24 protein-coding genes are annotated in these 21,332 nt (G+C 61.2%); all 24 read right to left on the bottom strand.

Going from position 1 to position 21,332, the window contains the following annotated elements:
* Positions 1–27: 27 nt before the first annotated feature.
* The gene (locus ACFPPD_RS14160) at positions 28–711 is read right to left on the bottom strand and encodes a glycosyltransferase (protein ID WP_209751059.1); all 684 of its coding nucleotides are present in this window, start codon (positions 709–711) and stop codon (positions 28–30) included.
* Positions 701–1,495 carry a glycosyltransferase family 2 protein gene (locus ACFPPD_RS14155; protein WP_209751061.1) on the bottom strand — a complete coding sequence of 265 codons (795 nt, stop codon included), beginning with the start codon at positions 1,493–1,495 and terminating at the stop codon, positions 701–703. The genes ACFPPD_RS14160 and ACFPPD_RS14155 overlap by 11 nt, the downstream gene beginning before the upstream one ends.
* A gap of 86 nt (positions 1,496–1,581) precedes the next feature.
* Positions 1,582–1,776 carry a hypothetical protein gene (locus ACFPPD_RS14150; protein ID WP_209751063.1) on the bottom strand — a complete coding sequence of 65 codons (195 nt, stop codon included), beginning with the start codon at positions 1,774–1,776 and terminating at the stop codon, positions 1,582–1,584.
* Positions 1,777–1,965: 189 nt separating this feature from the next.
* Complete coding sequence (locus ACFPPD_RS14145) at positions 1,966–2,901, bottom strand: DMT family transporter (RefSeq protein WP_209751064.1); 936 nt, start codon at positions 2,899–2,901, stop codon at positions 1,966–1,968.
* 517 nt (positions 2,902–3,418) lie between these two features.
* A complete protein-coding gene (locus tag ACFPPD_RS14140; protein WP_209749618.1) occupies positions 3,419–4,984 on the bottom strand; it encodes an amino acid permease in 1,566 nt (521 codons plus the stop codon).
* 67 nt (positions 4,985–5,051) lie between these two features.
* Positions 5,052–5,180 carry a hypothetical protein gene (locus ACFPPD_RS14135; RefSeq protein WP_378082508.1) on the bottom strand — a complete coding sequence of 43 codons (129 nt, stop codon included), beginning with the start codon at positions 5,178–5,180 and terminating at the stop codon, positions 5,052–5,054.
* A 27-nt stretch (positions 5,181–5,207) separates the two neighbouring features.
* The gene (gene eutC / locus ACFPPD_RS14130; RefSeq protein WP_209749619.1) at positions 5,208–6,134 is read right to left on the bottom strand and encodes an ethanolamine ammonia-lyase subunit EutC; all 927 of its coding nucleotides are present in this window, start codon (positions 6,132–6,134) and stop codon (positions 5,208–5,210) included.
* A 33-nt stretch (positions 6,135–6,167) separates the two neighbouring features.
* Positions 6,168–7,529, bottom strand: coding sequence for an ethanolamine ammonia-lyase subunit EutB (locus ACFPPD_RS14125; RefSeq protein ID WP_209749620.1), 1,362 nt, complete (start codon positions 7,527–7,529; stop codon positions 6,168–6,170).
* A 6-nt stretch (positions 7,530–7,535) separates the two neighbouring features.
* Positions 7,536–9,014, bottom strand: a complete 1,479-nt coding sequence (locus ACFPPD_RS14120) for an ethanolamine ammonia-lyase reactivating factor EutA (protein WP_209749621.1) — start codon at positions 9,012–9,014, stop codon at positions 7,536–7,538.
* Positions 9,011–9,613: an ANTAR domain-containing response regulator gene (locus tag ACFPPD_RS14115; protein WP_209749622.1), complete on the bottom strand. Its 603-nt coding sequence runs from the start codon at positions 9,611–9,613 to the stop codon at positions 9,011–9,013. The genes ACFPPD_RS14120 and ACFPPD_RS14115 overlap by 4 nt, the downstream gene beginning before the upstream one ends.
* Before the next feature lie 4 nt (positions 9,614–9,617).
* Entirely contained in the window at positions 9,618–11,054 is a 1,437-nt protein-coding gene (locus ACFPPD_RS14110; RefSeq protein ID WP_209749623.1) for a sensor histidine kinase, read from the bottom strand.
* Between the two features lie 146 nt (positions 11,055–11,200).
* Positions 11,201–11,647, bottom strand: coding sequence for a EutP/PduV family microcompartment system protein (locus tag ACFPPD_RS14105; RefSeq protein ID WP_209749624.1), 447 nt, complete (start codon positions 11,645–11,647; stop codon positions 11,201–11,203).
* A 2-nt stretch (positions 11,648–11,649) separates the two neighbouring features.
* Positions 11,650–11,988, bottom strand: a complete 339-nt coding sequence (locus tag ACFPPD_RS14100) for a BMC domain-containing protein (protein WP_209749625.1) — start codon at positions 11,986–11,988, stop codon at positions 11,650–11,652.
* Positions 11,967–12,281, bottom strand: coding sequence for a EutN/CcmL family microcompartment protein (locus ACFPPD_RS14095; RefSeq protein WP_209749626.1), 315 nt, complete (start codon positions 12,279–12,281; stop codon positions 11,967–11,969). Before ACFPPD_RS14095 ends, ACFPPD_RS14100 begins: the two co-directional genes overlap by 22 nt.
* Before the next feature lie 6 nt (positions 12,282–12,287).
* Positions 12,288–13,142 (bottom strand): hypothetical protein, encoded by an 855-nt coding sequence (locus tag ACFPPD_RS14090; protein ID WP_209749627.1) that lies wholly within the window; start codon positions 13,140–13,142, stop codon positions 12,288–12,290.
* Between the two features lie 30 nt (positions 13,143–13,172).
* A complete protein-coding gene (gene pduL, locus ACFPPD_RS14085) occupies positions 13,173–13,979 on the bottom strand; it encodes a phosphate propanoyltransferase (RefSeq protein WP_209749628.1) in 807 nt (268 codons plus the stop codon).
* A gap of 10 nt (positions 13,980–13,989) precedes the next feature.
* Complete coding sequence (eutM, locus tag ACFPPD_RS14080) at positions 13,990–14,277, bottom strand: ethanolamine utilization microcompartment protein EutM (RefSeq protein ID WP_209749629.1); 288 nt, start codon at positions 14,275–14,277, stop codon at positions 13,990–13,992.
* A 13-nt stretch (positions 14,278–14,290) separates the two neighbouring features.
* Positions 14,291–15,784: an acetaldehyde dehydrogenase (acetylating) gene (locus ACFPPD_RS14075; protein WP_209749630.1), complete on the bottom strand. Its 1,494-nt coding sequence runs from the start codon at positions 15,782–15,784 to the stop codon at positions 14,291–14,293.
* On the bottom strand, positions 15,781–16,419 hold the full coding sequence (locus ACFPPD_RS14070) for a BMC domain-containing protein (RefSeq protein ID WP_209749631.1): 639 nt from the start codon (positions 16,417–16,419) through the stop codon (positions 15,781–15,783). Before ACFPPD_RS14070 ends, ACFPPD_RS14075 begins: the two co-directional genes overlap by 4 nt.
* 14 nt (positions 16,420–16,433) lie before the next feature.
* Positions 16,434–17,084 (bottom strand): ethanolamine utilization microcompartment protein EutL, encoded by a 651-nt coding sequence (gene eutL, locus ACFPPD_RS14065; RefSeq protein ID WP_209749632.1) that lies wholly within the window; start codon positions 17,082–17,084, stop codon positions 16,434–16,436.
* Positions 17,085–17,683: 599 nt separating this feature from the next.
* The gene (locus tag ACFPPD_RS14060) at positions 17,684–19,024 is read right to left on the bottom strand and encodes an LLM class flavin-dependent oxidoreductase (protein ID WP_209749633.1); all 1,341 of its coding nucleotides are present in this window, start codon (positions 19,022–19,024) and stop codon (positions 17,684–17,686) included.
* Positions 19,025–19,040: 16 nt separating this feature from the next.
* Complete coding sequence (locus ACFPPD_RS14055) at positions 19,041–19,580, bottom strand: GNAT family N-acetyltransferase (protein WP_209749634.1); 540 nt, start codon at positions 19,578–19,580, stop codon at positions 19,041–19,043.
* 38 nt (positions 19,581–19,618) lie between these two features.
* Positions 19,619–20,122: a DinB family protein gene (locus ACFPPD_RS14050; protein ID WP_209749635.1), complete on the bottom strand. Its 504-nt coding sequence runs from the start codon at positions 20,120–20,122 to the stop codon at positions 19,619–19,621.
* 14 nt (positions 20,123–20,136) lie between these two features.
* Positions 20,137–21,318, bottom strand: a complete 1,182-nt coding sequence (gene solA, locus ACFPPD_RS14045) for an N-methyl-L-tryptophan oxidase (protein ID WP_209749636.1) — start codon at positions 21,316–21,318, stop codon at positions 20,137–20,139.
* Positions 21,319–21,332: the final 14 nt, after the last annotated feature.

Here is a 21,332-nt window from a genome sequence, read left to right as displayed (position 1 = left end):
CGAATGTCAATAAAATTGCAGAAGAGCCTAGTGCGCACTGGGCGCGATCTGGGCGCCGCCTTCCGCGTACAGCTTCCTGACCGCCTGCATAAGAAGCGAGCAGACAATCGCTTTGTCCGAAGCGAGTCGGCTCGCGTAGACGATCACGACCGACGCGTCCGGGAAGCCGAGAGACGCGCGCAATTCGGAAGCGTCGACCGGATAGAATACGCCGGGATCGACGCCGTTCGGCACGACTTCGGAGCGCAGTCCCATCGCTTCGAGATACCGCTGGATCGGTCTGCTGACGCTGATCAGAAGCGAACGGTTCGCCGACGTTTCCAGCAGTTGTTCGGGCGCGTAATACATGCCGTGCACGGTGAACGCGACGGGAACGCTCAGCTTCTTGACCGCCCTTGCGGCCACCGTGCCCGACGGCGTCTGGTGGATGTGCGCGACGTTGATGTGCCTCGCGTGCATGAGCAGCTTCAGGGAGCGTTCCGCCCCCTCCTTCTCCGCTTCGTGCATGAGCGACCACGGCGACAAGTTCACGGGATGGATCGAGCAGGCTTCCTTGGCGAAAGCCTCGAAAAGCAGCCACTGTCCTCCCGCGTACGACCATCTGACCCAGCGCCGCCTTAATGCCCGAATCAAGCTGAGCGCGTAAGTTTCCGAGCCGCCTTCGGCCAGGCTGTCGAGCACCGTCAAAGCGTGCAGGCGCTTACGCTCCATCGTCGCCCCTTCCGTATCCGTCGCTCTCGTATTCGTGCTCCATTTCAACGGAGGCGGCCGCCGTTCCGGCCCCCTCCTTGTCCTTGCCGAAATATTTGCGCGAACGTTGCGCCGGATGTTTGCGGTAATAATAAAGGACGTCGCGCAAATTCTCCACGTTGCGGGGATGGGTCGTTAGGCGGGTCGAGATAAAATCGTAATCTTCCGCGCCGGTTACGCGTCTCGATAACCCGCCGGTTCTGTCGAATAACGAACCGCGCAGAAGCGCCGTCCCTTGGCAGACGCAATGCCCGCCGTTCGCGTATATTTGGGGGATGTCTTCCCCGTATCGGATCCACCCCGCCTTCTGAAGGGGCTCTAACGGCTCCTGGTCGAACACGGCGTAATTCGTACCGAGCAGCTCGATTTCCGGATGCGACTTTAAGTACTCGACCTGGCGGCCCAACCGGTCCGGGTGCGAGACGTCGTCCGCATCATGGACCGCGATGTACTCCCCTTTGGACAAATACATGCCGAGCGTAAGCGCCCCCGCATAGCCGACGTTCCTCGGAAGGCCGAGGAACGTCAACGCGTTGCGGTCGCTAAGCAGATGCGCGTTGTCTTCTTGCCAACGGCTGGCGACCGCGAGCGACTCGTCCGTCGACGAATCGTCGACCAGGATAAGCTCCCAGCGACGGTACGTTTGCCTCAATATGCCGTCGAGACAATCCCTGAGATACGACGCCTTGTTGTAGTTCGTCACGACGATGCTGACCAATTTCGGTGTCCTGGCGTATTCCGTCATTCGTTATTCTCCTTTCTAATTCGTTCCGATCCTCGCGCCATTCATTCGGCGACGATTCGGATATAAGCTACCCCTCTCGCTTTCGTTCATTGCCATTCGAATCCGATGACCCGCTCCATGAATACGAGTACGGTGCCGCCGTCCGGTTCTCGGATTTCGGCCACCCTTTCGATGCGTCGACGAGAATTCCCCTTACCGAGCCGGCTCGAGAATTGCGAGATGACGCGGGCGACGCCTTCCAGCAATTCCTTCAGTTCTTTGTCCGAAGCCTTGATCCACATGCCTGTCCCTACTTTCGATAAGTGCAAGTACCGAATTAAGTACTATGTATACAAGCTATACAACGGAGAGCGATTCGGACTCGACTATTCGCCATGCGATAAGCGGAATAATGCGTTTCTCCGGACGTGTACGCAAAAAAGCTTCCTCCCCGATCGATACGGGAAGGAAGCTTGTGTGTCGGAAGACGCTTAAGCCGTCTCGGCTTTCGCCGGTTGCCGGTTGACGATGACGATGCCGGCCGCGACGAGAGCGAGCGCCGCCCAGACGTAAACGTGCAAGGCCTCGTCCAACAACAAAGCGGACAAGATGACGCCGAATACCGGAATCAAGAACAAATACATCGAGATGCTGCCGACTTTGTTGTATTTCATGACCGTATTCCATAAAGCGAACCCGACGGCCGATAGAGCGGCGAGGTAGAGCAGCATCCACGCCGCTTCCGCGGAGAAAGAGAAAGGCGCGATGCCCGCTCCCGCCGCGCCGATCGCGACGAGTGCGACGCCGCCGATCAGCATCTGGAAGGACGTCATGTACAGAATATCGAGATGCTCCGACTCTTTCTTCGACAGTACGTTGCCGAGCCCGCCGAAGAACATCGCAGCCAGCAGCGCGACCTCCGCGACGCCGAATTGAAACGACGCCTCCCCTTTGCCCAAGCCGACGAACACGACGCCCGAGAACCCGACGATGAGCCCGGTCGTCCTGCGCAGCGTGATCCGGTCTCCCGCGTACATGAAATGAGCCAGCAAAATTTGAAAGAACGAAGTCGTGCCGGCGATGATCGAGCCCTGAACGCCCGTCGACGCGCTCATGCCGTAATAGAAGAACACGTATTGCAAGAGCGTCTGGAATAACCCGATACGCGCGACCCGCGGCAAGGAACCTCGTTGGTACGCGATGCTTCTGCCTAGCAACTTCATGAACGCGAGGATCAGAAGAGCGGCCAGCGTGAACCTGTATCCCGCGAACAGCAGTTGTTCGAACACGTCGTCTTTGCCGATCCCGAGTTCCTTATAGCTCAGCTTCACGTAAGGGAACGCGCTCCCCCAGAGCAACGTCGCCCCGGCCGCCGCCCCCATGATGCCCAGCGGGTGCGTAAATATTTTTTCCGTCGATGCCTTCATCTGGATACGTCGTCTCCCGTCGAATCACGTTGTGTCTAGATCCACATTATAACGGGAGCCGTACCGGAGGGGAATAAATTTGGCCAAATCTATAATTGGGTTTCGCCTGACCCGCCGAATAACGGTGCCTCGCGACGATAATGGCCTCGCATGATCGATTCTCGCCGAATAACGGTGCCTCGCGTTGCTAATGACCTCGCATGACCGATTCTCGCCGAATAACGGTGCCTCGCGATGCTAATGACCTCGCATGACCGATTCTCGCCGAATAACGGTGCCTCGCGATGCTAATGACCTCGCATGACCGATTCTCGCCGAATAACGGTGCCTCGCGAGAATAATGGCCTCGCATGATCGATTCTCGCCGAATAACGGTGCCTCGCGAGGATAATGGCCTCGCATGATCGATTCTCGCCGAATAACGGTGTCTCGCGTTGCTTTTGTGAAAAAAAAAGCCCGCCGGCCTCCGCGAAAGCGAAGAACGGCGGGCTTTTCGCCGGCATCGGCTAACGGTTGCCTACCCCCGATGCGTCACGCCGGGACCTCCGCCGGAGGAGCCGCTCTCGAGCTCCTTCTCCTTGCGCAGAATTTCCGACATCGACGTCTTGAGAGCCGCTTGCGGACCCGGGAAGTTTTTGCGATAGTAAGCGAAATCCATAATGATGAGCACGACGATCATTCCCGCGAGCGCGTAACCGGCCATCTCGTTCGGCGGAATGACCATGATGACGGAGATGAAGACGATCCACAGCACCCCTAATGCGCCGATCAGATCGCTGTACTTGCCAAGGTGCCACGGACCGAGATGCTTAGGCAGGAACTTCCCTTGCGCCTTCGCGACCATCTTCAGCACGATCGGAATGCCGTACGCGACGTACAGCCCGACGACGCTGACCGCGGTCATGAACGCGATCGTCGTATGCGTCGTGTCCGGGTTCGCCCGCTTGATGAGATAGTCCACGAGCGCGAGCAGGAACGAGAGAATGACGGCGAGCCAGATCGCTTTCGCGGGCGTTCTGAATTTCTTGGATATTTGCGCCCATTGCTTGCTGAACGGCATGCCCTTGTCGCGGGAGAACGCGTACATCATCCGCGAGAAAGACGTAATCGACGACAAGCCGCAGAACCACATCGCCGCGACGACGAGCCATAACACGACCCTGCCGAAATCTCCGCCAAGCGCCTCGCTGATGACGTAGATGAACGCGTTGTCCGCGCCGGCCGCTGCGCCCGCGTCCTTGATGGATAGCGTGACGAACGCCAGCATGATGAAGCCGAACACGAACGAGTAAGCGACCGACGTGAAAATGCCCCAAGGCGCGCGAACGCGAGGGTTTACCGTTTCCTCGATCGTATGCGCCGAAGCGTCGAAGCCCGTGAACGTCCATTGCGCCTGCAGCAAGCCGATCAGGAACGCGAACATGTACGGCTTGTCGGAGAACGATTCTCCGACCTGGAACAAGTAATCGAAGCTGTTCAAGTCGCCTTTGGAGAAGAACGCGAGCGAGGCGACGAGCACGATGACGATCGCGATATGGTACCACGCGGAGAAATCGTTGAACTTGGCCACGATGCGAATGCCGACGTGGTTCAAGATGCCGTGCGTCAGCAGAATGACGCCGAAGCAGATCAGGATGGACGTCTCCGTCGAGTTGTAACCGAATACGTCCGACAAGAGCGGATCCGCGAACAGCGCAACGGAATAATCGATGCCGGCAACGATGCCGATTTGGCCGATCAAGTTGATCCACGCCGTGTACCAGCCCCAACGCTTATTGCGCAGAATAGACGCCCAGTGGTACAGCGCGCCGGCCGTTGGAATGGCCGACGCGAGTTCGGACATCGAGGCGGCGACGAGCATGACGAATAAGGCGACGAGCGGCCAGCCGAAGCCCATCATGCCCGGTCCGCCGTACGTCAGGCCGTGTCCGTACAACGATACCGCGCCGGTCAGAATGGAAATGATGGAAAACGAAATCGCGAAGTTGGAAAATCCGCCCATGCTGCGAAGGAGCTCTTGCGCATAACCGAACTTATTCAAGTCCTGTTTGTCTTTGTCATGGTGATGGGTTTGAGTGCTCATCCCTTTACCCTCCTCGGTTTTCTACCGACATGACCCGCTTCTTCTTGCCGCCTCCCGGGCGAACCGCTTACTTCCCGAGGAAGCTCTCGTGCTTGCTCTCGTCGAAATTGCGCACGTTATTGCCCGCGAGACGCACGATCCACAAAGCGAACAAACACGCGACGGCGATCAACGCGATGCCGATTCCCATTTCCATCCTTCCACCTCCCCGGCTTCCGATTCGTCATAGCTCCAGGCGAATGCCGCTTGCCATTTGCTCTATCATCTTATGTACAAGAGTCCCGATGTAGGCGCCCGCTTCCACCGGAGGCGTTCCCCCCGCATGGATGTTCGAGATGACCGTGCGGTCGCTTTCCACCGTGCCTTTGCGCGGCCGGTAACAAATATACGCGCTCATCGATTTCGAGGAGACGAGCCCGGGCCTTTCGCCGATGAGCAGCACGAGCACTTCCGGCCGCAGCAGCTCGCCGATGGCGTCCATGACCGCGACCCTCCCCCCGCGCACGAAGAAAGGCGTTCCCGCCGCGAGTCCGTACGTCTCCAGCGAGTCGAGCAACGATGGATACACGTCGGCCAAATTCGCGTCGATCGCGTTGGCGCTCAAGCCGTCCGAGACGACGATCTGCACTTGCGGATCGGCCTTGCACGCGAGACGAATGCGCGCCATGCCTTCGTCGGTGACGACGCGTCCCATATCGGGCCGCTTCAAATAATTTTCCGTCGTCCCGTAACGGGTCTCCACGGCGAACAAGCCGAAGCTTTCCAGCAGCGCGGCGTTCGCCTCGCCGTAGATCGAGTCGATCGCGGCGGCGTGATCCCGTCTGAACTTCAGCATTTCCTTCGTCAGCGGCCGGGTGCCCGCGCGCCAGACGCCGATTCTCGCCGGCGTGCTGTCTGCCAGTTCGGCAAGTCCTTCCGCCCACTTGGGCTCCGGTACGCGCGTGCCCTCGCCGAAAGCGTCGGCTTCGGACGTTTCTTCGCCGGCTTCGTCACCGCCGCATCGCTCCGCTCCGTCTTTCGCCGTTCCGCCAATCGGCGGCTGCAAGGCCGTAGGCACGGAGACAACGCCCGGTTCCGCAAGCTTGCGCTCCAGTACCGCCATGACCCGGTCGACAAGCATGTCGAGCTCGTTCGGTGCATTCGCGTTCATTGCTTTTTCCCTCCTTCGACGGCGCCAAACCTTTCACATGAACAAGCTCGGATCCCCCGCGAGGGGGGTAAGCCGACCGTTTTCCATAATGCCCATCCGGTTCAGCCATTTTTCGAATTCCGGCGCGGGCCGCAGCCGCATCGTCTCCCGAAGCGTCGCGATATCGTGGTAGCTCGTCGACTGGTAATTGAGCATGCAGTCGTCGGCCATCGGCACTCCGATAATGTAATTGACGCCGGCGGCCGCCAGCAGCACCGCGAGATTGTCCATGTCGTTCTGGTCGGCTTGCATATGGTTCGTATAGCAGACGTCGACGCCCATCGGAATTTGCTGCAGCTTGCCCATGAAATGATCTTCAAGCCCCGCCCGGATCACTTGTTTGCTATCGTACAAATATTCCGGACCGATGAAGCCGACGACCGTATTGACGATGAACGGCTTGTATTTCCGCGCGAGTCCGTAACAACGGGCTTCCAGCGTCACCTGATCGATGCCGTGATGGGCTTCCGCGGACAGCTCCGAGCCTTGCCCCGTCTCGAAGTACCACAGGTTCGGACCGGTTCCCGTTCCTTCGCTTCGGACAAGCTCGTCGGCTTCGTCCAACAACGCCGCGTCGATTCCGAAAGCCGTGTTGCCGTCCTCCGTGCCGGCCAAGCTCTGGAACACGAGGTCCGCCGGCGCCCCCATCCGGATCGCTTTCATCTGCGTCTTCACGTGGGCAAGGACGCAGTTCTGCGTCGGAATGCTCCATTTGGCCATCACTTCCTTCGTCGCGAGCAGGATGTTCTTCACGCTGTCCGCCGAATCGATGACCGGATTGATGCCGATGACCGCATCCCCGATGCCGTAGCTGAGCGCTTCGTAGAGCGACGCCTTGATGCCCGGCACGCTGTCCGTCGGATGGTTCGGCTGCGCCCGCCCGGACAGCACGCCGCGTTGCCCGATCGCGATGTTGCAATGGCTTTGCACTTCGATCTTCGACGCGGCTTGCACCAGGTCCAAATTGCTCATCAGCTTCGCCGCGGCGGCGACCATCTCGCTCGTCAATCCGCGGGACAGGCGGCGGATCTCGTCGTTGCCGGTCGTCTGCCGGAGCAAGTGCTCCCTCAGCTCCGCCACCGTCCAGTTGCGAATTTCCGAGTAGATTTTCTCGTTGACGGAGCTTTCGATGATTCGGGACACTTCGTCCTTCTCCGGGGGCAGGAGAGGCTCGTTCCGAATGTCCGCGAGCGTCAGGTCGGACAGGATGAGCTTCGCCGCGATCCGCTCCTTGGCGTCTTCCGCGCCGATGCCGGCAAGCTGATCGCCGGACTTCTCCTCGTTCGCCTTCGCGAATACTTCCTTCAGATTCGCCATCCGGTACGTCCTGCCGAGTACGGTCGTCGTCAGCTTCAAGCCTCTTCACCCTCTCCCGTTCGGAAAAGCGAGCGTCTTCGCCACGACGGGAATCATCATCCCCGAGATCGGCTCGCCCAGATCGATATAATCGCCGTGCTCCACGCGCACTTGATCGACGCAAAGAACTTTCGGCCGCCCGCCGCACCGCTTGCGGAGCGCCTGCCCTAACGCCTGCGCCATATCCCGCTCGCAGACGACGACCAAGCATTTGCTTCGCGGGAAGCTTCGGACGAACCGCCCGCTCAACTCTTCCGCCAGCTTCTGTAACTGCGCGTAGCCGACCGGCGATTCGCCGGCCAAAGCGAGCGCGAACGGCGGAGATCCGTCGGGTCCGTGCAGCGTCAAGCCTTCTCCGATCGCCGCTTCCACCGCTTCGCCGTACCGGTTCGGATCCGCGCCGATCACTGCCTTCGCGACCGGCAAGTTGCGAACCGGCAGCGTTCCCGCTTCCATGAAGACGGTCGCCCCGCTAATGTCCGCGCTCTGCGTCCCCGCGCCAATGACCGTCGCCCGAACTGTCTGATCGGGGGCGACGAAGCGGACGCGATAGTCCGCCATGCAAGCCCGCAGCTCGCATGCGAGCAACGGTCCGATGTCGCCGTACCTCGCCGTCTCCGCCAGATCGCGAGGCGGAGCTTCGAACATCAATCCGCCGATGCCGCCGGATACCGACCACACCTCGATGTCGGGTACTGTAAGCGGCGGAGCCCCGATCCGAAGCAACCCGACGTTGCCCGCATTCGGACCTGAGCTTGATACGCGCCGTCCCGTTAGATCGTCCAGCATGTCTTCGCAAAGCTTGCGGCATATTTCCCGTAGCGACGAGAACGGCAACACCGAACCTTCGGCGATGCCGTAACCGTTCGCCGCTAGCCAAGGCCTGAGCGTAGGGGATACCGAAGCGACGCGGCCTTCGGCGTCGATCCGGATCAAGTTGCCTCCCACCGCGTAAGTCGCCGTTCCGACGGCTCTGCCTCGGCGGAAAATCGCGACATTGGCCGTTCCGCCGCCGACGTCGACGTTCAAGATCGCGCCTCTCGCGTCGAGCGAGCGCTTATCGGCGCCGGCTCCCTTGCCCGCGAGCAAGCCTTCGAGGTCGGGGCCCGCCGTCGCGACGACGAACTTGCCGGCGCGTTCGGCGAGCAGATGAACGATCGCCGAAGCATTGCGCTTCGTCGCCGTCTCGCCGGTCACGATGACCGCCCCCGTCTCCAACCGTCCGCCTTCGACGCCCGCTTCCGCGAGCTGGGCGGACACGATCTCCCATAGCCGGACCGCGTCGATCTCGTCCGCGCCGGCGAGCGGCGTCGGAACGACGGGCCCGGCGTATAACACCTCGCGGGCGGAGATCTCGAAGCGCGGCAAGCTGAGCGCGCCGGAAGCGCGGGCAAGCTTCAGCCGGCTGACGACGAGCTTCGTCGTGCTCGTGCCGACGTCGATGCCCGCGCTCGTCAGCCACAGTTCCTCCGGCTGCCCGTTCATCCGTTGCCGGCTTTGTCCGGCATCCGCTCTTCGCGTTCCTGCAAGACGGCTTCCGCGAACTTGCCCAGCGACAGCCGGCTATCCATGCTGGCGCCTCGCATGAACCGGTAGGCTTCCTCCTCGTTCAAGGCATGGGCCTGCATAAGCAAGCCTTTCGCTTTCTCCACCGTCCTGCGCTCCTCCGCCGATCTTTCCAACGACGCCAACGCCTTCTTGAGCCCGTCGATTCGCGATTGCTGGCTTAAAGCGATTTCGATCGCCGGGAACAAGTTCAGCTCCGACACCGGCTTGACCAAATACGCCGATACGTCGGCTTCTCCCGCTTCGCGAACGGTGTCTCTCTCGCTATAAGCCGTCACGAGGACGATGGCGGGATCGTAAATCCGCCGGATAAGGCGAGCCGCCTTCAGCCCGCTCATCCGGGGCATCTTGACGTCGAGAAGGACGAGGTCCGGCTTGAGCCTCGCGGCCAATTCGACCGCTTCCTCCCCGTTTCTCGCCGCGCCCGCGACTCTATAGCCTCGTTCCTCCAGCATTTCGCGAATGTCCATCCGGATGATCGGGTCGTCGTCGGCGAGCAGGATCTTCGTCTTGTCCAAGGCGTTAACCCTCCTTCGTCTCGAGATCCGGCAGCGGGAACGAGATGCGAACCGTCGTTCCTTTCCCGTCGGACACGATGCGGATATGACCGTCCAAGCTTTCCTCGATCAGCGTTTCCGCGATTTTCAGTCCCAGATGCGTTCCGCCTTCTTCGCTCTCCGCGATGCCGCGGCCGTTGTCGGCGACTTCGACTTCCGCCGTATGCCCTCTCGCGCGTACGAGGACGGAGATTTCTCCCGTCTGCCGCTGCGCGAACGCATGCTGAACGCAGTTCTGGATGATTTCGTTCAAGACGAGCGCCACCGTCGTCGCTTCGTCGGAAGGCAAGCGCAAGCCGTCGCCCGTCAGCCGGAATCCGATCTCCTGGCCCGGCTTCGCCGAAGAGGAAACAATCGTACGGGCGATCCGTTCGACGACTTCGCCGAACGCGATCGTATCGAGTCCGCCGTACGCGAGCATCTCGTGGATGAGGGCGATGCTTCCGATCCGGTTAATGCTGTCCCGGTATACCCTCGCCACTTCCTCGTGTTTCGTCCGCCGCATCTGCAGGCGAAGAAGGCTCGCGACCGTCTGCAGGTTGTTTTTCACCCGATGGTGGATTTCCTTGATAACGGCCGACTTGACCATCAGCTGCTTGTCTTTCTCCTTGAGCGCGGAGATGTCGCGAACGAGCAGCAGTCCGCCGACCTTCCGGCTGCCGCGGAAGATCGCGACCGCCTTCACCTCGAGCGCGAGCTTGCCGAATTGGATCTCCTGGCACAGCATGCCGGTCGGCTCGAAGACGGAGCGCCATAACGTCCGGTCGACGAACGGACTCGGGATCTCGTCTCCGGGCGCGACGCCCGGCCGTCCCATCTCCCTTAGAAGAGCACGGGCCCGCGGATTGGCGTACGTCAGCCGTTCCGACTCGTCGAACAGCAGAATGCCTTCGTGCATGAGCGATTGCACTCTGCCTTCGCTCATCGCGATCGCCAGCAGCGTCTCGCTAAGCTGCTCGGTCGTCTCCATCAGCCTCTCGACGTTGCGTTCCTGCTCGACCTTCTCGGAGATGTCCTGCTCCATGATGAGCGCTCCGATAATCCTGCCGCCTCGTCCCGCGATCGGGGTGACGTTCTGCTGCATCGAGACCTGCTCCTGGGAAATGCCTCTCGAGCCGACGACGGCTTGCCCGGAAACGAGGCTGAACATGACCGCAGGCTCGTTGCGGGCGTACGCGAGCTGACCGACGACGGACGTCCGGTACAGCGACGGAGCCGTCGAAGGATGCGCTTGGGCGACGACGAGCGCGGAGCTCTTGTCCGGCATCGGACAGTCGATGAACACGTCCGCTTGGGACACGTCCGCGAGCAACTGCAAGTGCCGCGCCAATTGCTCGATCGTCTCGGCGTCTTGCGCGGTTAGCAACGTATGGTCCAGGCAAAGTTCCTTGATCGTTGGCATCTTTCAACCCTCGCCGACATGTGAGTTTACTTTTAAAGGTGGTTCAAAAAGTCCGCAAATCGGACTTTTTGAACTTGGCTTTAATAGCCTCCATTGTGTCATAGGACGAGCCGGCAGGTTGTCGAATCCGGTTGTCGGAAAGGAACTTATTTTGCGCGGGCGGCCAACCTCTCGAGCAGCGCGCGCAGCTCCGAGATGCCCATCCCCGTCGCCGACGACGTCAGCACGATGTCTCCCACCGGAAGCGCCTGGCGTAGCAACGCGACGGCTCTTTCCGGGTCGGCCGCGGGATCGTCGAGCTTCGTGGCGGCGCCGGCCGCGGGAACGGGGAATCCGCCCGCGAAGCCGGGCGGAAAGCCGATGCCCCTTCGCGTCGCGTCTTGCACGAGCAGCATGGCCGACGCTTGTTGGGCAGTGGCCATGAGCGAACGGTAGAACAACGGATTTTCCGTGTATTCTCCGGGGGTGTCGATGTAGTCGCCGTAGAAGATCAGGCTTTGCGTCTTGAGAACCGATTCGTCCCGCGCGGATAGCGCTCGGATGAGCGACGACTTGCCCGCCGCGACGGGGCCGATGACCATGATACCGCCCATCGTCAGGACCTCGTGAGCGCCGCGATCGCGAATTGCAGCTTCTCCCGCAGGAACGCGTTCACGGCTCCCATCGCCATCTCCACGGCGGACACCTCCCCCGTAATGACGAGCGAACCCGTGAAGCGGTCCAAGTAACCGATGCCGACGTTCGCCGCCTTCGTCGCGACGTCCGCGGCGATGATTGCCGTCTCCGTCGGCGTCAGCGTCAGAATGCCGATCGCGTTCCGTTGCTCCAGACCGAGCTTCGTATACAGCACCGGGTCCGGATTGGCGATGACGTGGCACAGCGTAAGCTGCTTCCCGGGAACGTATTCCTGGATTACCCGTTGCTTTTCTTCCATCCGTTCTCCTCCTCGCCGGACGATCGTTCCGCGACGTCGAAGCTATCGACGATGCCAACGATCATCGCGTCGATCGGCACCGCTTTGCCGCCGAACAGCACCCTGGCCGGGCTGCCCCTCGACACGATGACGTTCTCTCCGACGCCCGCGCCGATCCGGTCCGCCGCGATCACTTGCGAGCCCGCGCGAACGCCGAAGGCGTCGATCGGTTGCACGATCATCAGCTTCAGGTTGTCCATGCCCTCTTCCTTCTGCGTCGCCCACACGCTGCCGATCACCAAGCCGAGAAACATCGGCGCTCACCTCTCGTCCGCGTACGTCAACGCGATGCCGTACCGTTTGATTTCGTCCTTCGCGAGCGGCGTCACGATCGTCGTCGCCGCGATCGCCAGCTCGCCGAACGGCTGTCGCTTATAAGTCTTCGCCAGCCAATCGGCGCTGAGCAGCCGTCCCGGGAACAGTAACCGGTTCGCCGTTTCCGGCATGTTACGCTCCGGCGCTCGCGGCGCCTCCGAAGTCCCTCCGTTCCGGGCTTCGGTTTCGGGTTTCCCCCGCCTCCCCAGCTTATCGACGACGACATCGGCCAACCGCTTCTGCGGAGCGAGTTCCACGCCGTACATGGCAAGCTCCTGCTTGTAATAAGAGAATAGCTTCTCGTAAGGCTCGGGAAGCGAGATCGTCCGCAGCGTCCGCCGGTCCGACCGTTTCGCGCCGGGACTGTCTTCCCCCGCGAGCACGAACTTGCCTTGCATGAGCGCGGCGAAGACGATTTCCGCCTTGACCGTTCCTTTCATGCCTAGCGCGATTCGCGCCGCGTTGTCCAAGTCGATCTCCGGGATCACGATGCCGTCGTAATCCCGCGGCACCTCCAGCGGCGCCGGCGCGAATTCGTCCGCCGCGAGGATCCGGCCCGCGCCCCCGCATTCGAGCTTATGCATGCCGAGCCATCCCGACGTCTCTCCGTCGAGGAACAGCATGTCGTGGCATACGCCGTTGCTGCGAAGATAAATGAAATGATCCGAGTATGCTTCGTGCGCCGTGCTGTCGCAGAACACGTACAGCACCTTCGGAAGCGGCGGCTCCTTGACCGTTTCCTTCCTCCAAGCATCGAGCAGCTCGCGCGCGACCGATTCGACGAGCGGTTTCAATTCCATGCCGTGACGCCCCTCCCTTCGGGCAATCGGTTATGCTTTGCGTCCTCCGAACAAGTCCGAGATGCTCATATTGATGCCGACGAGCCGAACGAAGTCGCCCGTGCGTAGAAAAGCCGCGTTCGCTTCGTCCGTGTCGATGTGGAAATCGAGCGAGAACCTTTCGTTCACCCGCGCGATCGCGTCCGCGAATACGATCGGCCTGTCGCCAAGCGACTGCAACAGCAATCTGTCGCCGTGCTGCACGGACAACCTCGCCGCATCGTCCGGGGACAGGTGGACGTGATTGCGCGCGACGATCAAGCCCTCGTCCAGCCCGAGCGTTCCCGCCGGTCCTCTGATCGAGATGCCCGGCGTACCGGCAAGGTCGCCGGATAGCCGGACGGCCGGCGTCGAGCCGAGCTTGCGGCCGTCCGTTCGAGAGATTTCGACTTGCGTCGCTCCGCGCGAAGGGCCAAGCACCCGTACGCCGGAAATTTCCCCTTTCGGTCCGACGAGCGTCACCGTTTCCTTCGCGGCGAACTGTCCCTCCTGCGACAAGCCTCTTAGGGGATGCAAGTCGAAGTCCGGTCCGAATAACGCTTGTACATGCGACGGCGAGAGGTGAACATGCCGGTTCGACACCCCGACCGGAATGAGCGCTCCTCGATGCTCGCCATGCGCCCACGACTCTCCCGCTTCTCGTTCCGGCGCGATTCGCCTAAGACCGATTCGCCGGTCCTTCAGGAAATCGGCGGCCGCCGGCGTGACCCGGTCTCCCGCTCCGATCGGGAACGGATTCGGAAGTCCCCTTCCGCTGCCCAACATCGCCCGAAGGCTCGTTTCCGTAATCAGACCCATCTATGCCTTCCTAAGCTTCGAGCTTCGGAAGAATCGACTCGATGTCTCCGTGCGGGCGAGGAATGACGTGCACCGACACGAGCTCTCCGACTTTCTCCGCGGCCGCCGCTCCCGCGTCCGTCGCCGCCTTCACCGCGCCGACGTCTCCCCGAACCATGACGGTGACGAGTCCGCCCCCGACGTGCACTTTGCCGATCAGCTTCACGTTCGCCGCTTTTACCATCGCGTCCGCCGCTTCGATCGAGCCGACGAGTCCCTTCGTTTCGATCATGCCGAGCGCCGTCAATTCTCCAGCCATTCAACATTCCCCCTTAGCGTATTTGCATGTCGTCCAGCAACTGCCGGACGATGCGAGTCACTTCTTCTCTTGAAATGCCCATCTTGCCTCCCGCGCTTGACGTCGCCCGATCCGCGGTTTTCCGGACGAGCCCGTCTTCCTCCGGATCCGGCATTTCGCGAATGCCGAAGGCGACTCTCTTGATATTCATCAAATGCATCGGCCCGATGTTATCCGTCGTAATATTGCCGCCGAACGAGCCGCATCCTAGCGTCATCGAAGGGAGTAAACCCGTCGTCGCGCCGATTCCCCCGAACGTCGTCCCTCCGTTCACGACGATACGGGAGGCCGGCATCCCGAGCCCGAACGCTTCGAAGACTTCCGGATCTTCGCCGTGAATACCGAGCGTATGGCCCATGCCTCCCAGCTCCAGAAGCTCGTTGCATCGCACGGAGCCCTCTCGCCAATCCCGCACCTCGTACAAGGCAAGAACGGAACATAACTTCTCGGTCGAAAAAGGATGCTTAAGCCCGACTTCCGTCTCTTCGCCGACAAGGACGCGCGCGCCTTCCGGAATCGCAATGCCCGCCCGTTCGGCGATGACCTTCGGAGAGCGGCCGACGACGCTAGGGTTCATCCCTCTCCCGGACGGCGCAAGCAGCACGCCCGCGACTTTGGCCTTCTCCGCCGCTGACAAGAAGTAGGCCCCTTGCCGCTCGAGCTCGTCCTTCAGCCGATGCTTGACGTCGCCGTCGACGACGATCGCCTGCTCCGAAGCGCAGATCGTGCCGTAATCGAACGTCTTGCTTTGCACGATCAGCCTGGCTGCCCGCGACAGATCGGCGCTGCGGTGCACGTAGACGGGAACGTTGCCAGGTCCGACGCCGTAAGCGGGCTTGCCTGAGCTATAAGCCGCCTTGACCATGGCGGAGCCGCCCGTCGCGAGCACGACGTCCGTCAGCTTGTGCCTCATCAGCTCTTGGGTCGCTTCGAGGGACGGCCGGGACAGACAGCTAATCGCGCCCGGAGGGGCGCCGGCCTTCTCGGCCGCCTTCGCCATCGCCCGCGCCGCTTCCAAAGAGCAACGAAGAGCCGACGGATGCGGGCTGACGACGATCGCGTTGCGCGCCTTCAAGGCGATTAAGCACTTGAAGATCACGGTAGAGGTCGGGTTCGTCGACGGAACGATCGCGGCCACGACGCCCATCGGCTGGGCGATCTCCCACACCCGTCGCGCGTCGTCCTTACGTACGATGCCGACCGTAGGCATGTCCTTGATCGCGCCGTACACGTCTCTGGCGACGAACAAATTTTTCGCTTTCTTGTCGGCCGGGTTGCCGAAGCCGGTTTCCTCTGCGGCTAGTTCGCCGAGCGTCGCAGCCTCCGCCTCTGCGGCCCGCGCCATGCTCTCCACGATGGCGTCGATCTGCCCTTGCGTCATGCGCGCCAACTGCTTCTGCGCATCCTTCGCATCCGAGAGCGCTTGCCGCGTTTCTTGAATAGCCATCAAATCGGCGTCGAAGATCATGCGAATCCGCCTCCGTTGCCGCCGTCGTTCGTTCCGTCGGTTCTTGTTCCGTTATCCCCCTCGCTCAGCCCGGCCAGCAACCGAAGTAGCTCGGCTTTACCCGTTTTCGCGAGCTGTTCGGCCGATAACGGAAAGGCGTCCAGTCCTGCCGCGAACTCGCGAAGCGGTTTCACCTTCCATTGCCCGAGCTCCTCCATCGACGGGAACGGCTTAGCGATCGGAATGTCGCCGGCTTCTTCCTCCTGACGCGAAGGGATATTGGCCGAAGCGTCCGGAGGAGCGGTCGTCCCCGAGGGAACGTCTGATCCCGAGCGGGGCTCCGGCTCCGGTTCCGGCTGCGGCGGCGGCTGACGTAGCAAACCTTCCACCATCGCGAACACGGACGCGTCCGGACGGGGAATAACGTGCGTCGCGAGCAGCTTGCCTACCCGCTTCGCCGCTTCTCCCCCGGCTTCGATAGCCGTTTGCACCGATGCCACGTCGCCGAGCACGTATACCGTCACGATGCCGGCGTCCGCTTTCTCGTACGCCGTCACCTGTACGTCCGCCGTCTTCGCCGCCGCGTCGGCGGCCGCGATGAGCGCGGGATATCCCCATGTCTCGATCATGCCTAACGCTTTCGCATATCCGGTCATTGCCCCTCATCTCCTCATTTCCTAGGAAATCGAGCCACTTCATGAACCGCTTCGGCGAATGCCGCCGCTGCCGCCGCGCAGGAGGATTGGCTGCCCGCGAGCAGCCCTCCCGCGAAATTCGTCTCCGTAGGCGGGCCGTAGAACCGGCACAGCCTGACATCCGCCGCTTTCAAGGCGGCATCCAAGCCGATTAGCGCCTCAAGCGGCGGCGCGATCAAGTACGCGAGCGGTTCGCCTTCCCGAACGCCGGCGACCTCGGACAAATAACTTCCCGTCCTGGAAACGACGTGCGCGTAATACGCATGGGTTCCTTCCTCGTCGAGAGAGTAGAAGCAGGCTCCTTCCGCCATAAGCGCGACGGCCGCGTCCAGTCCGCTTCTCACCTCGTCGGGCGTTTCGCCGCCGATGAGGCCGATGAACTCGCCTGAAAGCGGTCCGGAAGCATGCCCGGAGCCCGCGTAGAACGATTTTGCGTACACGACTTCCACGGCCGCTTTTTTCGTCGCCTCGTCCAGTGCCGTATAACCGACGTCGTCGACGGTCGACGTGAACAGCCCCAAGCTTCGAATGCCCGCTCTCAACGCCAATGCCCGAGCCAGTCCCCCGTCCACGTTCGGAATGACCCGGACGGCGAGCGGGACGCCCCTGATCGGCCGACGCTCCACTTCCTCCACCTCCCCGCATGCGATGACTATCGCTTAACGCAAAAAGGCGCCCAGGCTCAAGGAACGCGAAAAGCGATCCTTATCCTAGGCACCGTTGCCTACAAATCTATTCTTTTTTGGGAAGCGTTCGAAAGTCCGCTTTCGATCTTTGAACTCTTGTCTTTAAGTCTAATCCAAGCCCCTGCGCAGGGCAAGAAGATTCCTTCCCTAGAAAACGCCGGTTTTCGACAAGGGTTCGGCTGAAGCGACCACGAGTCGTTCAATAGCTGCTTCACAAGCAACTACAGTCCTCCGAAACAACCTCGAGTCGCTCAATAGCTGTTTCGCAAGCAACTACAGTCCTTCGAGACAACCTCGAATCGCTCAATAGCTGCTTCGCAAGCAACTACAGCCCTTCGAAACCACCTCGAGTCGCTCAATAGCTGCTTCACAAGCAACTACAGCCCTTCGAAACAACCTCGAGTCGCTCAATAGCTGCTTCGCAAGCAACTAGAGCTTCTCGAGGTGCCCGGAAGTCATCCAACTGTCGACCCCTGAAGGTTATTACGCAAGCTCTATCGCCCGAAGGCGACGAAAGTCGCAACGTTCCGGTCTTTCCCTTACCCGTTCACGCCCGCCCCCGTCGCGGCGGCCGTATACCGGTTCGCCGGAATCGGCAATCCAAGGTTCCCCCGGAGCGTATCCGACTCGTACTCTGTGCGATAGATGCCGCGTTCCTGCAAGAGCGGAACGACGTGCGTCGCGAAGTCGCTCAGGGCATCCGGAGTCGGCGCGTAAATAATGAAGCCGTCCGCGGCGTCCTCTTCGTACCAACGCTGCAGCAGGTCGGCGACCTTCTCAGGCGTGCCGATGAATTCGCCTCTCGGCGTCGCCGTCCGGATCGCCACTTCGCGGAGCGTCAGCCCCTGCTCTCTCGCGTTTTTCTTGATTTTGTCCGTGCCGCTGAGGAAGCTGTTCGAGCCGAGATCCCCGAGCTCCGGGAACGGCTCGTCGAGCGGATACTGGGAGAAATCGTGATGCTCGAAAAATCGTCCGAGATATTCGAGCGCCTTGTCGATCGTCACCAGGTTCGCGAACTCCAAATATTTGCGCTCCGCTTCCTCCTCCGTCGCGCCGATGATCGGCCCGATGCCGGGGAAGATCGCGATATCATCGCGGGAGCGACCAAGCGCTTCGGCGCGATCCTTGACGTCCTTGTAGAACGCTTTCGCTTCCTCGATATTCTCGTGTCCCGTGAACACGGCGTCCGCGCTTTTCGCGGCCAGCTTCCTGCCGCTCTCCGAAGAGCCCGCTTGGAAGACGACCGGATGCCCCTGCTTCGACCGCGCGATGTTCAGCGGACCTTGAACTGAGAAATATTCTCCCTTATGGTCAAGCCGATGCAGCTTCGAGGGATCGAAGAATACGCCGGTTTCCTTGTTCCGCACGAACGCGTCGTCCTCCCACGAATCCCACAGCCCGCGAGATACTTCGAGGAATTCCTCCGCGATCCGGTATCTTTCGTCGTGCGTCGGATGCTCGGGCTTTCCGTAGTTTTTGGCGGAGCCTTCCAGGGGAGACGTCACGACGTTCCAGCCCGCGCGCCCGCCGCTAATATGGTCAAGGGAGCCGAATTGGCGGGAGACGGTGAACGGCTCGCTGTACGAGGTGGACAACGTGCCGACAAGGCCGATGCGGCTCGTGACCGCCGCCAAGGCGGACAATATCGTGATCGGCTCGAACCGGTTCAGAAAGTGGGGGATCGATTTCTCGTTGATGTACAAGCCGTCGGCGATGAAGACGAGATCGAACTTGCCCGCTTCCGCGATCCGCGCCTGCTTCTTGTAGAACTCGAGGTTCACGCTCGCGTCGACCGGAACCGAAGGGTGCCGCCACGCCGATACGTTGCCCCCGACGCCGTGAATGATCGTGCCGAGCTTTAACTTTTTGGTTTTCGCCATGAATGATTCCTCCTCTTCAATGTGCTTGCAGCAGCGCGGTTTCCTTCAGCCGAAGCTTGTAGCTCTTCACCAGAATGTCCCCGTTAAAAAATTCCTTGTCGTGCGCCCTTTCGAATCCTAGCCGTTCGTATAACCGGACGGCCGAATCCATCATGTCCGACGTATGCAGGTGGAGCGTGTCGGCTCCCCATTCGAGCGACCTCTTCGCGCTTTCGCGGATCAATTCCGTCGCGACCCCGAGCCCGCGCGCTTCGCGCGTTACGCCGAGCAGCCGGATGATCGGATTGTGGATCGCGAGCTGCGGCGCTCCGTACGCCGACTCAGAGGAATCGTAAATGAACACGCTGCCGACGATTTGCCCGTCGACTTCGGCGACGAGCCGGTCGCGGGTCGTCGGCGCGTCGATCGCCTGCAGAATGCCGTTCCGATACTGCTCCCAGCGTTCCGCGTCCAACGTTTGCTCGTATTGCCGGTACGCGTCGAGCAATACGCGGACGACCGCGTCCCGATCGGAAAGCGACGCCTCGCGAATCTTTACTTCCTTGGTCGATGCCATGGTCTCCACCTGCTTTCCTATCGAAAATGGGTTTTCACTTACGACGGATATCCGCCGTTCCCGGACGTTTCCAATTGAGCCAGCCTGATCCTCTCTATCTGGGCGATATGATGGTGCGCATGGGCGACGAAAGAGCGAATGATAGCCGCTGCCGTTACCGTCTCCCCCTTGAAGTTCACTCCCGTTTTCTCCCAATCGGCATCGGTCAACCGGCTGAACAGCAGGCTGTTATACAAGAGCAAACCGCGATAGAAGTTCAGAATGTCCGACGCTTTGCCGGCGTTGCCCTTCTGACCCGCAACCCAGCCGTCTTGGCCGAACGCCGGCAAGCGGGCTTCCGAGCCGGACAATATTACGCGAAGACGGAACGAGACGACGATGTTGTGATCCGCCAGATGCGTCAGCACCTCCGTCGCGCTCCATTTGCCTTCCGCCTGCTTCCAACGAAGCTGCTCCTCTGTCCATCCTTCGATCGCCTGCCGAAGAGACTCGTAAGTATCCAAATACGATTCGATATCTACCGTAGCTTGAACTTGGCTCATGGCCTTGCCTCCTTCTATGTTCCCGTCCGGGCTCCGGTACGGGAATGACCCTGCCCCGCGAACCGGCCGAACGAGAAAATCGATAAGTCCCGTCCCCATCTGCCGTACTCGATCCGGTCCGCGATAAGTTCCCCGATCGCGCTCGCGAACTTGAAGCCGTGCCCGGAGAATCCGCCGGCGAGCACGATGTTCGGATACTCCGGATGCACGTCGATGAGGAAATCGTCGTCCGGCGTCAATTCGTATTTGCAAGCCGTTCCCCGCATAAGCTTTCCGGCTGCGGCGGGGAGGAATGTTTCGAGGGCGAGCCGCAAATCCGCTTCGTCGTCCGGATACGCCCCGAAAGGGGCGAACGGTTCTCCCGGCTCCCACGGGATCCCGCCGTCGTGGCGGCCGATCTTGACGCCGGCGCCTCCGATGCTCGGGAATCCGTAGTAGCCTCCGGAAGCATCCCCGAACGTGAAGCCCGGGAACGTTCCGGCATCGTACGCGCCGTCGGCCGCCGAGCCATTCGGTTCGAACCAGCCGACGACTTTGCGGACGGCCCGGATCGGCGCGTCGATCAGCGACGCAAACGAACGGTACCAGGCCCCCGCGCTGAGCACGACGTGACTCGCCGTATACGTCACGTCCTTGGTCGATACGGTGACGAACGCGGCTCCCGCGTGTATGCCGGTGACGAACGTGTCCGTCAATATTCTCGCTCCCGATTCCTTCGCCAACCGGCGATACGCCGAGACGCATTTCTCGCTGTACAGATAACCCGCGTCCGGTTCATACATGGCCCGGTAGCGATCCGGAACGCGAACGCCCGGCCAACGATGCCGGATCTCTTCCGCGTCGAGCGCTTCGATTCGAACGCCGTGATCCTCCGCGTCGCCGAACCGGACGCCGAACTTGTACACGTCGGGATCGGCGACGTTAAGCACGCCCGATCTGACCAGCAGCTTCTCTCCCGTCTCCTCTTCGAGCTCCCGCCACCGTTCATCCGCCCGGATCGCCAGCTTCACGTAAGTCGGGCCGCCGCCGTAAGCGTGCCGGATCAATCTCGGCTCGCCGTGATGGCTCCCCTTGTCGTGCGGAGGATCGAACGCGTCGATGAGCAGCGTCCTCATTCCCCGCTTCGCCAGCTCGTAGCCCGCGCTCATGCCCATCGAGCCCGCGCCGACGACGATGACGTCGTATAATTGCCTCATGCGTACCGCCTCCC

It is taken from the genome of Cohnella suwonensis (genome assembly GCF_042655365.1).
Lineage (GTDB): Bacteria > Bacillota > Bacilli > Paenibacillales > Paenibacillaceae > Cohnella > Cohnella suwonensis.
The sequence above is the reverse complement of the archived record's forward strand: the minus strand, read 5'-3'. Positions and strand labels throughout refer to the sequence as shown.

Excerpts from the sequence above, each read along its gene's own strand:
- ACFPPD_RS14160 (WP_209751059.1), bottom strand. The coding sequence starts at position 711 with ATGGAGCGTAAGCGCCTGCACGCTTTGACGGTGCTCGACAGCCTGGCC.
- ACFPPD_RS14155 (WP_209751061.1), bottom strand. The coding sequence starts at position 1,495 with ATGACGGAATACGCCAGGACACCGAAATTGGTCAGCATCGTCGTGACG.
- ACFPPD_RS14150 (WP_209751063.1), bottom strand. The coding sequence starts at position 1,776 with ATGTGGATCAAGGCTTCGGACAAAGAACTGAAGGAATTGCTGGAAGGC.
- ACFPPD_RS14145 (WP_209751064.1), bottom strand. The coding sequence starts at position 2,901 with ATGAAGGCATCGACGGAAAAAATATTTACGCACCCGCTGGGCATCATG.
- ACFPPD_RS14140 (WP_209749618.1), bottom strand. The coding sequence starts at position 4,984 with ATGAGCACTCAAACCCATCACCATGACAAAGACAAACAGGACTTGAAT.
- ACFPPD_RS14135 (WP_378082508.1), bottom strand. The coding sequence starts at position 5,180 with ATGGAAATGGGAATCGGCATCGCGTTGATCGCCGTCGCGTGTTTGTTC.
- eutC (WP_209749619.1), bottom strand. The coding sequence starts at position 6,134 with ATGAACGCGAATGCACCGAACGAGCTCGACATGCTTGTCGACCGGGTC.
- ACFPPD_RS14120 (WP_209749621.1), bottom strand. The coding sequence starts at position 9,014 with ATGAACGGGCAGCCGGAGGAACTGTGGCTGACGAGCGCGGGCATCGAC.
- ACFPPD_RS14110 (WP_209749623.1), bottom strand. The coding sequence starts at position 11,054 with ATGCCAACGATCAAGGAACTTTGCCTGGACCATACGTTGCTAACCGCG.
- ACFPPD_RS14105 (WP_209749624.1), bottom strand. The coding sequence starts at position 11,647 with ATGGGCGGTATCATGGTCATCGGCCCCGTCGCGGCGGGCAAGTCGTCG.
- ACFPPD_RS14100 (WP_209749625.1), bottom strand. The coding sequence starts at position 11,988 with ATGGAAGAAAAGCAACGGGTAATCCAGGAATACGTTCCCGGGAAGCAG.
- ACFPPD_RS14095 (WP_209749626.1), bottom strand. The coding sequence starts at position 12,281 with ATGTTTCTCGGCTTGGTGATCGGCAGCGTGTGGGCGACGCAGAAGGAA.
- ACFPPD_RS14090 (WP_209749627.1), bottom strand. The coding sequence starts at position 13,142 with ATGGAATTGAAACCGCTCGTCGAATCGGTCGCGCGCGAGCTGCTCGAT.
- pduL (WP_209749628.1), bottom strand. The coding sequence starts at position 13,979 with ATGGGTCTGATTACGGAAACGAGCCTTCGGGCGATGTTGGGCAGCGGA.
- eutM (WP_209749629.1), bottom strand. The coding sequence starts at position 14,277 with ATGGCTGGAGAATTGACGGCGCTCGGCATGATCGAAACGAAGGGACTC.
- ACFPPD_RS14075 (WP_209749630.1), bottom strand. The coding sequence starts at position 15,784 with ATGATCTTCGACGCCGATTTGATGGCTATTCAAGAAACGCGGCAAGCG.
- ACFPPD_RS14070 (WP_209749631.1), bottom strand. The coding sequence starts at position 16,419 with ATGACCGGATATGCGAAAGCGTTAGGCATGATCGAGACATGGGGATAT.
- ACFPPD_RS14060 (WP_209749633.1), bottom strand. The coding sequence starts at position 19,024 with ATGGCGAAAACCAAAAAGTTAAAGCTCGGCACGATCATTCACGGCGTC.
- ACFPPD_RS14055 (WP_209749634.1), bottom strand. The coding sequence starts at position 19,580 with ATGGCATCGACCAAGGAAGTAAAGATTCGCGAGGCGTCGCTTTCCGAT.
- ACFPPD_RS14050 (WP_209749635.1), bottom strand. The coding sequence starts at position 20,122 with ATGAGCCAAGTTCAAGCTACGGTAGATATCGAATCGTATTTGGATACT.
- solA (WP_209749636.1), bottom strand. The coding sequence starts at position 21,318 with ATGAGGCAATTATACGACGTCATCGTCGTCGGCGCGGGCTCGATGGGC.